This window comes from Kitasatospora sp. NPDC051702, assembly GCF_040681575.1.
In the GTDB taxonomy this organism is placed as follows: domain Bacteria; phylum Actinomycetota; class Actinomycetes; order Streptomycetales; family Streptomycetaceae; genus Kitasatospora.
This window is the reverse complement of record NZ_JBFAZB010000116.1, coordinates 1-1191: the sequence shown is the minus strand read 5'-3', so window position 1 is coordinate 1191 and position 1191 is coordinate 1. Positions and strand designations below refer to the sequence as shown.

The window sequence follows — 1191 nt, the reverse complement described above, 5'->3', positions numbered from 1 at the left end:
AGGTAGAGGATGAGGTCCTCGTCGAGGGTGATGCGGCCGAAGTCCATGGCGACGGTGGTGGTCGTCTTGCCGGAGACGTGGCTGATGTCGTCGATGCCGGCGGAGGCCGAGGTCATGACGGCTTCGGTGCGCAGGGGGTTGATCTCGGAGACGGCGCCGACGAGCGTGGTCTTGCCGACACCGAAGCCGCCCGCGACGACGATCTTCGCGGAGGTGGTGGCGCGGGTGGGGGCGGCCGCGTTAGAGCTTGCGAAGTCCACTGAGGACCCTTTCGAGCAGCGTGACGTCGGGCTGGTTTCCGGATTCGCCGCCGGAAGCGGGCTGGTGGATGGCGACCAGGCCGGCCTCGGCCAGGTCGGCCACGAGGATGCGGGCCACTCCCAGGGGAAGCGAGAGCAGCGCCGACACCTCCGCGACGGATTTGACCTCCGTGCACAGCGTGCAGATCCGCTGGTGCTCGGGGAGCAGGGTGGCCAGCCGCTGCGGGTCGACGTCGGCGGAGACGAGGGCCTCCAGCGCGAGTTCGTAGCGCGGTCTGGTGCGGCCGCCGGTCATCGCGAAGGGCCGGATCAGCGGGCCGGAGTCGGTCTCGTCCTCGAACTCCTCGACGTGCCCGGGCTCCTGGGCCGGCTGGTAGCCGGGGGCCGGTTCGGGCGTCGGGACCGGCGGGCCGGGCTGCGGCGTGCCGTAGGAGGGCTGCGGCTGTCCGTAGGGGCCGGGCTGGCCCCACGGCCCCTGCCGGCCCTGCGGGTCGTACTGTTCCTGCCGGCCGTACGGGTGCTGGGGCTGCCCGTACTGGTGCTGGTCGTACTGCTCGGCGTGCTGCGGCCGGCCGTACTGCTGACCGTGGCCGACGCCAGGTGCTCCGAAGGCGTCATGGCCTGTGCCGGGGTACGGAACGCCGTACTGGCCGCTACGGTCGTCGGGCGGTGTCACGGTTCCTCTCCTCACAGGGTGCGGCGGTGCGGTGCGAGCTTCGGCGCAGGTCCGGAGCCGGTGGTGCGAAGGCCGTACAACGTCCGAACCCGAGCCCGCCGAAGCGGGCCCGGGAGGGACGCGGAGGTACTTCGAATACCTGGACGGTATCCGACGAACCGTCAGTGCAGGAGACTGCCCTGGAGTTCCGCGCGGAGTGCGGGGGTGAGGACGGCGCCGGCGCGGTCGACGAGCAGGGCCATCTCGTAGCCGACG

Annotated in this window: 2 protein-coding genes and 1 pseudogene; all 3 read right to left on the bottom strand. The window is 71.6% G+C overall.

What is annotated here, in order from left to right; translation table 11 throughout:
* Nucleotides 1–260 (bottom strand): ATP/GTP-binding protein (locus AB0N04_RS38565; protein ID WP_360223518.1); only part of this gene is annotated, 260 nt, incomplete at its 3' end.
* On the bottom strand, nucleotides 241–936 hold the full coding sequence (locus AB0N04_RS38560) for a DUF742 domain-containing protein (RefSeq protein WP_360223521.1): 696 nt from the start codon (nucleotides 934–936) through the stop codon (nucleotides 241–243). The genes AB0N04_RS38565 and AB0N04_RS38560, both read right to left, overlap by 20 nt.
* A gap of 161 nt (nucleotides 937–1097) precedes the next feature.
* Nucleotides 1098–1191, bottom strand: a pseudogene (locus AB0N04_RS38555) (roadblock/LC7 domain-containing protein); the annotation flags it as partial.